8 protein-coding genes are annotated in these 7,356 nt (G+C 66.8%); 3 read left to right on the forward strand and 5 right to left on the reverse strand.

Features of this window, described 5'->3' with window-relative positions; translation table 11 throughout:
• Positions 1 to 6: 6 nt before the first annotated feature.
• The 5 genes from ACK8OU_RS11250 to fabI all read right to left on the reverse strand — a co-directional run bounded on the left by ACK8OU_RS11250 (position 7) and on the right by fabI (position 5,342).
• Positions 7 to 1,857: a peptidyl-prolyl cis-trans isomerase gene (locus ACK8OU_RS11250; RefSeq protein WP_410303518.1), complete on the reverse strand. Its 1,851-nt coding sequence runs from the start codon at positions 1,855 to 1,857 to the stop codon at positions 7 to 9.
• Between the two features lie 65 nt (positions 1,858 to 1,922).
• Entirely contained in the window at positions 1,923 to 3,104 is a 1,182-nt protein-coding gene (locus tag ACK8OU_RS11255) for an aminotransferase (RefSeq protein WP_410303519.1), read from the reverse strand.
• Between the two features lie 201 nt (positions 3,105 to 3,305).
• Positions 3,306 to 3,809, reverse strand: a complete 504-nt coding sequence (gene gpt, locus ACK8OU_RS11260; protein WP_410303520.1) for a xanthine phosphoribosyltransferase — start codon at positions 3,807 to 3,809, stop codon at positions 3,306 to 3,308.
• A 93-nt stretch (positions 3,810 to 3,902) separates the two neighbouring features.
• The gene (locus ACK8OU_RS11265) at positions 3,903 to 4,508 is read right to left on the reverse strand and encodes a LysE family translocator (protein ID WP_410303521.1); all 606 of its coding nucleotides are present in this window, start codon (positions 4,506 to 4,508) and stop codon (positions 3,903 to 3,905) included.
• Between the two features lie 3 nt (positions 4,509 to 4,511).
• On the reverse strand, positions 4,512 to 5,342 hold the full coding sequence (fabI, locus tag ACK8OU_RS11270; protein ID WP_410303522.1) for an enoyl-ACP reductase FabI: 831 nt from the start codon (positions 5,340 to 5,342) through the stop codon (positions 4,512 to 4,514).
• A gap of 183 nt (positions 5,343 to 5,525) precedes the next feature.
• Here fabI and pdxH point away from each other — a divergent pair, with 183 nt between their 5' ends.
• The 3 genes from pdxH to ACK8OU_RS11285 all read left to right on the forward strand — a co-directional run bounded on the left by pdxH (position 5,526) and on the right by ACK8OU_RS11285 (position 7,286).
• Positions 5,526 to 6,149, forward strand: coding sequence for a pyridoxamine 5'-phosphate oxidase (gene pdxH / locus ACK8OU_RS11275; RefSeq protein WP_410303523.1), 624 nt, complete (start codon positions 5,526 to 5,528; stop codon positions 6,147 to 6,149).
• A gap of 115 nt (positions 6,150 to 6,264) precedes the next feature.
• A complete protein-coding gene (locus ACK8OU_RS11280; RefSeq protein ID WP_410303524.1) occupies positions 6,265 to 6,798 on the forward strand; it encodes a cold-shock protein in 534 nt (177 codons plus the stop codon).
• Positions 6,768 to 7,286 (forward strand): DUF192 domain-containing protein, encoded by a 519-nt coding sequence (locus ACK8OU_RS11285; RefSeq protein WP_410303525.1) that lies wholly within the window; start codon positions 6,768 to 6,770, stop codon positions 7,284 to 7,286. Before ACK8OU_RS11280 ends, ACK8OU_RS11285 begins: the two co-directional genes overlap by 31 nt.
• The last annotated feature ends 70 nt before the right edge of the window (positions 7,287 to 7,356 follow it).

Raw genomic sequence — 7,356 nt, forward strand, 5'->3', positions numbered from 1 at the left:
CTCCTGTCACTGCATCTGGGCATGCACGGCGTTGATCGCCGTGCTGTCAAGTGTCAAGCCTGCCTCGGCCTGGGCGGCGCGGGCGAAAAGGTCGACCAGATCGCCGGCCAGCGATTGCGCGATCGACCGGTCCATCACCGCGCGCACGGCCTGCACGTCATTGTCGGCCGGATCGCCGGGCTGGATCGCATCCAGCTGCACCAGGATCACCCGGCCCTCGGCCTCGGCAATATCGGCGGCGCCTTCGGCCAATGTGAAGGCGGTCTGCGCCAGTGCCGCAGGCATGCCCTCGACAAAGCCGCCGCGGGGCAGGGTGCCCAGCGTTGTGACCAGAAGCCCGCTGGACCCCAGCGTCGCACCCGCGCTGACGGCGGCCAGCACCTCTTGGGCGTGGGCGCGCTTGCGGGTCAGCAGATCCTCGGCCCGCCAGGCCGCCTCGACCTGATCGCGGATTTCGTCAAAGGGGATCAGCGCGGGCGGGTCGATCCCATCCAGACGCAGCGCAAAGACGCCGCCATCTTCCAGATCGGCCAGTTCGGGGAAATCGCTCTGGGTGACCTGACCCGCCGCCTCGCGGAAGGCGCTGTAGCCTGCGATCCCGTCTTCAGTCGTGTCATTGAAGGCGATGGTGCCCAATTCCATCCGCGTCTCGGCGGCGACATCTTCCAGCGTGGCGCCGCCGGCCAGAAGATCTTCCAGATCGGCGGACTGGTCCAGGATCATGCGCCGCGCGCGATCCAGCGCCGCTTCGGCGGCCAGTTCATCGCGCACCTCGTCAAAGGTGATTTCCTGCGGCGCAAGGATAGCGTTCATCGAAAACAGCGCAGGCCCCAGGTCGGTGTCCACCGGACCCACCACACCGGGCGCGTCCAGCGCAAAGACGGCCTGACCCGCCGCGCCCAGATCGGCGGCGGCGACCTCGCCCAGGTCGGCATCGGCCAGCGTCAGCCCCCGTTCTGCGGCCAGATCGGCAAAGCTTGCCGTGCCCGCATCCAGCCGCGCGCGGGCATCGGCGGCCTCTTCGGTGCTGGGATAGACCAGCCGTTCCACCAGACGCCGTTCGGGCTGAACGAATTCCGCGATCCGGTCCTGATAGATCCGGCGCAGCGCATCCTCATCCACCGGCACCTCGGCCAGCATCATGTCGGGGGTCAGCCAGACATAGCTGATCCGGCGCGTCTCGGGGCGGGTGAAGCGATCGGGGTTTTCGTCGTGAAAGGCGCGCAAGGCCGCCTCATCGGGGGCGGCCGCGGTGTCGGCCAGATCGGCCTCGGTCACCTCGGCATAGGAAATCGCGCGGGTTTCGGTGATGTAGGCGGTATAAAGATCGGCCTGAACGCCCGGCGCGGCCAGCCCCCCGGCGACCGCCCCCTGCACCAGCGTTAGCGCCATTTCGGCGCGCAGCTTGTCTTCGTATTCCCCCTCATTCAGGCCCAGCTGGCGCAGCGCCAGGCGATAGGCCTCGCGGTCGAAATTGCCATCCAGCCCCTGAAAGGCGCGCGCACCGGTGATTTCGCGCTGCAACTGTGCATCGCCCACCGAAATGCCGAAAATGCGGGCCTGTTCCTCAAGCGCGGCGCGGCCCAGCAACTGGACCTGTACCCGCTTGTCCAGCTGCGCGGCCAGCGCCTCGGGCGTGGTCAGCCGCCGGCCCAGCTGCGCCGAGGCCGCGTCGATCTCGCCCTGCAGGGCGCGGGCGTAGTCGTTGATGTCGATCCCGGTTCCACCCACCGCGCCGATCGCGCGGACCGATCCGGAAAAGCTGGTCATCCCGAAACCGCCAAGCCCCAGGATCAGAAGCGCCATGAGGATCCATACCACGGTGTTCTTGCCATGGCTGCGCAGTGTGCTCGACATCCTCGCCCTCCCGGATTTTCTGCCGTTTGAGGGTGTTTAGGGCTTTGGTCCGGCCCCCGCAAGGCTCAGAACGCCAGCGCGCCCAGACGCGCCATCAATAGCGCGATGCCCGCGGTGTCGACATTGGCAAAGGCGATGCGCAACTGACGGGCCCCGGCCGGATCGGCCGCGGGCATGAACATCGTGCCCGGCAACAGCAAGATGCCTGCCTCGTGTACCAGACGGCGGGCCAGATCGGGGGCGGGCAGGGCGAAGGGGTGTTCGACATAGGCGAAATAGGCGCCGCAGCCCAGTGTCTTCCAGCCGGCCAGGCCCGCCAGCCCCGCCGCCATCGCCGCACGCCGCGCCAGGATTTCGGCGCGCTCATCCGCCAGCCAGCCCGACAGGTTGCGCATCCCCCACAGCGCGCCGATCTGGCCCAGCTGGTTGGGACAGATCGCCACCGTGTCCTGGAATTTCTCGACCTGGGCCAGCCGCGCGGGGCTGGCGACGATGGCCCCCACGCGATGGCCCGTCAGCCGATAGGCCTTGGAAAAGGAATAGAGCTGGATCAGACAATCGTCCCAGCCCGGATCGGCGAACAGATCATGCGCAGGTCCGGGGCCGGACAGGAAATCGCGATAGGTCTCATCCAGCACCAGCGCGATGGAATGGCGCCGCGCCAGATCCAGAAAGGCGCGGATCAGCGCGGGGGGATATTCAACCCCGCCGGGGTTGTTCGGGCTGACCAGAACGATGGCACGGGTGGCAGGCCCGATCAGGGCCGCGGCCGCCTCCGGGTCTGGCAAAAGATCAGGCCCGGTGTGCAACGGCACCGCGGCCACGCCCTGCATGTCCAGCCACATCTTGTGGTTGAAATACCATGGTACCGGCAGGATCACTGCATCGCCCGGCCCGGCCAGTGTGGCCATGACCGCACAAAAAGCCTGATTGCAGCCCTGTGTGATCGCCACCTGATCGGGCCGCACCTGCCCGCCATAGCCTGCCGACCATTGCGCGGCGACTTCGGCGCGCAGTTCGGGCAGGCCAAGGACCGGGCCATAAAGATGCGCGGCCGGGTTTTCCATCGCGGCATCGGCAATGGCGCGGCGCAGCGCCTCGGGCGGGGGCGCGACCGGCGCCGCCTGGCTGACGTTGATCAGCGGGCGCCCGGGCGGAAAGTCCACACCCTCCAGCCAGCGCCGCGCCTCCATCACCGGGGGGGCGGATGTGCGGGCCAGGGCGGGGTTCAGGGGCGAAAGCGGCATCTGGGTCCTTTGGCTCGGGGCGGGCGCGCGCACCAGGGGCGCGATGCGTGGCGCCCCTGACAGGCTGTGGAACGCTCCGCGGGAGGTATTTGGGGCAAAGTGAAAGCTGTTTCATCTTGCCCCAAATACCTCCGCCGGAGGCATCCGCCGCGCGACCGCATCGACCGGCCGGGCAGGGGCGGCGTGCAGGGCGGGCGGCGATCAGTCGGTGCCGCGATATGGCTGGACATATTGCAATGCCATGTCCCAGGGGAAGAAGATCCAGGTGTCCTGGCTGACCTCGGTCACATAGGTGTCGACCAGCGGCTTGCCCTTGGGTTTGGCGTAGACGGTGGCGAAATGGGCCTTGGGGAACAGCTGGCGCACCAGTTCCAGCGTCTTTCCGGTATCGACCAGATCGTCGACGATCAGGATGCCCTCGCCATCGCCCATCAGATCGGCCTGGGGTGATTTCGTCACCTGCGCCGCGCGCTGTTCCTGGTGGCTGTAGGACTTGACCGAGATCGTGTCGACCACGCGGATGTCCAGTTCGCGGCTGACGATCATCGCGGGCACCAGGCCGCCGCGGGTGATGCCCACCACCGCGCGCCAGTTGCCGGCATCGGGGCCCTTGCCATCCAGCCGCCAGGCCAGTGCACGCGCATCGCGGTGCAGCTGGTCCCAGCTGACGTGGAAACCTTTTTCATGGGGAAGCCGGTCGGTCATGCATCAACTCCTTGCTGGGGCGCGGGGCCCGTCTGTCGCGCCAGATTATCGCGCACCCGGCGTGATCCGCCAGCCCCCGCATCAGCCCCCGCATCAGCCCTGAAAGATCAGCACAAGCCCCAGCGCGAACAGTGCCACCGCGGCGGCCCGGTCGATCCAGAAGCGGGCCGCGAAATACCGGCTGCGCATCGCGGCGGTGGACATCACCAGCACCACGACGACATACCAGAACAGTTCCGTCGACAGGCAGGCGGCATAGATGCCGATCTGGCGCGCGACGCTGAGCGGGTCCGGAAAGACCGACAGGATCAGCGCGGAATAGAACAGCGCGGGTTTCGGGTTGGACAGGTTCAGCACGATCCCGCCCCAGAAGCTGCGGCCAAAGCGGCCGTCGGCGGCCTCGGGCAGGGGCAGGGTGGCGGCGCGCCACAGGCCCCGGGACATCCAGATCAGATAGGCCCCGCCCAGCACCTTCAGGCCGGAAAACAGCATGGGGTGCAGGCGGAACACCACCGCCAGCCCCAAAAGCGCAAACAGGCACCACAGCGAGGCGCCCGTGGCCAGCCCGATGCCATAGGGCAGGGCGCGGTCGCGCCCGTGGGCAAAGGCGGTCTGGGTGGCGGCAATGATCGCGGGCCCCGGCGACAGGATCGCCAGGGACAGCGTTGCGATCATCACCAGATAGGGCGGCAGGTCCAAGCGTTACGCCTTGCCGTTGTCGCGGCCGGTGACCACGTCGATATCGGGCGCATCCACCGCCTTCATGCCGACGACGTGATAGCCCGCGTCCACATGCAGGTTTTCGCCCGTGGTGCCCGACCCCAGATCCGACAGCAGATACAGCGCGGCCTTGCCGACCTCTTCCTGGGTCACGTTGCGGCGCAGCGGGCTGTTCAGTTCGTTCCACTTCATGATGTAGCGGAAATCGCCGATGCCGCTTGCCGCCAGCGTCTTGATCGGGCCGGCGCTGATCGCGTTGACGCGGATGCCGTCCTTGCCCAGATCCTCGGCCAGATATTTCACCGATGCCTCCAGCGCGGCCTTGGCCACGCCCATCACGTTGTAATGCGGCATCACCTTTTCGGCGCCGTAGTAGGTCAACGTCAGCAGGCTGCCGCCCGGGCCCATCATCGCGGCCGCGCGCTGGCAGATCGCGGTGAAGGAATAGGCCGAAATGTCCAAGGCCATCGCAAATCCCGCGCGCGAGGTGTCGACATAGCGGCCGCGCAATTCGTTCTTGTCGGCAAAGCCGATGGCATGGACCACGAAATCGATCTGGCCCCATTCCGCCTTGAGCCCGTCGAACAGCGCCTCGATGCTGGCGTCGTTTGCCACATCGCATTCGAACAGCAGCGGTGCGCCCAGCGACGCGGCCAGCGGCTCGACCCGTTTTTTCAGCGCGTCGCCAAGATAGGAAAAGGCCAGTTCCGCGCCCGCATCGGCGCAGGCCTTGGCAATGCCCCAGGCGATCGACTTGTCATTGGCAAGTCCCATGATCAGCCCGCGCTTGCCCGCCAACAGATTGCTAGACATTCAGATCCCTCGCGCTTCCCTTTGGTAAGTGCGACAGCATTAGGCGAAAGCGCAAGCCGCATCAAGCCGCGGAAGAGATGCGCGCGGTGGCTTGCGGCGCCGCCCCGGCGCGGGCATGATCTTGCCTGGTGTCGGGTATCCGGTATTCGGGTCCCGGGCACCGTTAACGGGCAGGGAAATGAAATGAGCGACAGAAGCGGCATTTTCGCGGGCGACGATCCCTTTGCCATCGCCGCCAGCTGGCTGGCCGAGGCCGGGCGCGAAGAGATCAACGATCCCAATGCCATCGCGCTGGCTACGGTGGATCAGGACGGGCTGCCCAATGTGCGCATGGTGCTGCTGAAGGATATCGAGCCGCTGGATGCGCCTTCGGGCGGGGCCTTCGTGTTCTACACCAATTACGGTTCGGCCAAGGGGCGCGAGATCGAGGCCGCGGGCAAGGCCGCCTTCGTGATGCACTGGAAAAGCCTGCGCCGTCAGATCCGTGTGCGCGGCCTGACCAGCCGCGAAGCGGGGCCGCAGGCGGATGACTATTTCGCCTCGCGCAGTCTGAAAAGCCGGCTGGGGGCCTGGGCCTCGCGGCAGAGCGAGCCCTTGTCCTCGCGCGTGGCGCTGATGGCCGAGGTGGCCCGCGTCACCGCCCAGCAGGGCACCGCGTCCACGCGCCCGCCCCATTGGGGCGGCATTCGCATCACGCCCCTGGAAATCGAGTTCTGGGCCGATGGCGCCTTTCGCCTGCACGACCGCTTTCGCTGGCGTCGCGCGGCGCCCGGCGCGGAATGGGAAATTTTCCGCCTGAATCCGTAGGTTCCGTAGGGTTTACGGGCCTCGGTATGGAATTCCATACTTTTGGACTTGAAACTATCCTTCTCATTGTGAGAGTTGAAGGGCCCGGACCAGAGGGTGGCAGGAAAGTGTGGGTATGACGGACGATCAGACGGATTTGCGGCGGGTAGAAGGGCGCGTGAAGTGGTTTGACCCTGCGAAGGGTTTCGGCTTCATTCTGGATGCCGAGGGCGGGCCCGACATCTTGCTGCATGCCAATGTGTTGCGCAATTTCGGGCAGGGATCGGTCGCCGACAATGCCGGCATCACGGTCACGGTGCAAAAGACCCCGCGCGGCGCCCAGGCGGTCGAGGTGCTGGACATCCAGCCACCCGAATCCGACCGCATGGCCCAGATCGAGGATCTGGGCGACACCGACCCCGAGATGATCGCGGCCCTGCCGCTGGAATCGGCGCGGGTGAAATGGTTCGACAAGGCCAAGGGATTCGGCTTTGCCAATGTCTTTGGCCGCCCCGAGGATGTGTTTATCCATATCGAGGTGCTGCGCCGGTCGGGCTTTGCCGACCTGGGCCCGGGCGAGGCGGTTTGCCTGCGCGTGATCGAGGGCAAGCGCGGGCGCATGGCGGCGCAGGTGCTGTCATGGGAAGCCGCGCTGCGCGCGGGGCGCTGACGGCCATGGGCCTGCGGCGGTTCGGCATCGTCCTGGGCCTGTTGGCGGGGCTTGCGGGCCCGGCTTCGGCTGCGCCAGCGGCGTGTCGCGACGATCTGGTGCTGATCCGCCATGACCGGGGCGAGGCGCGCTTTGCCGTTGAAATCGCCGATGATGCGGCCGAACGCGCGCAAGGATTGATGGGTCGGGAACGGATGCCTGCGGGGGCGGGGATGCTGTTCATCTATGACCGCCCCGAGCCTGTGGCCTTCTGGATGAAGAACACGCCCCTGCCGCTGGATCTTTTGTTCATCGATGAAACGGGGCGGGTCGTGCATTTGCATGAAAACGCCGTGCCGTTCGACGAAACCCCGCTGCCGTCGGGGACGCCGGTGCTGATGGTGCTGGAAATCAACGGCGGGCTGGCGCGCCGGATCGGCATCGCGCCGGGGGCGGTGATCGCCCATCCGCGCCTTGATCGCGCAATTGCGGCCTTTCCCTGCGACTGACCCCTTTTCCTTTGCGCCCCGGCCCGCTAGGAAGGGTGCGTCGGGGCGTAGCGCAGCCTGGTAGCGCGAC

Source organism: Pontitalea aquivivens (genome assembly GCF_046507575.1).
GTDB classification, from domain to species: domain Bacteria; phylum Pseudomonadota; class Alphaproteobacteria; order Rhodobacterales; family Rhodobacteraceae; genus Pontitalea; species Pontitalea aquivivens.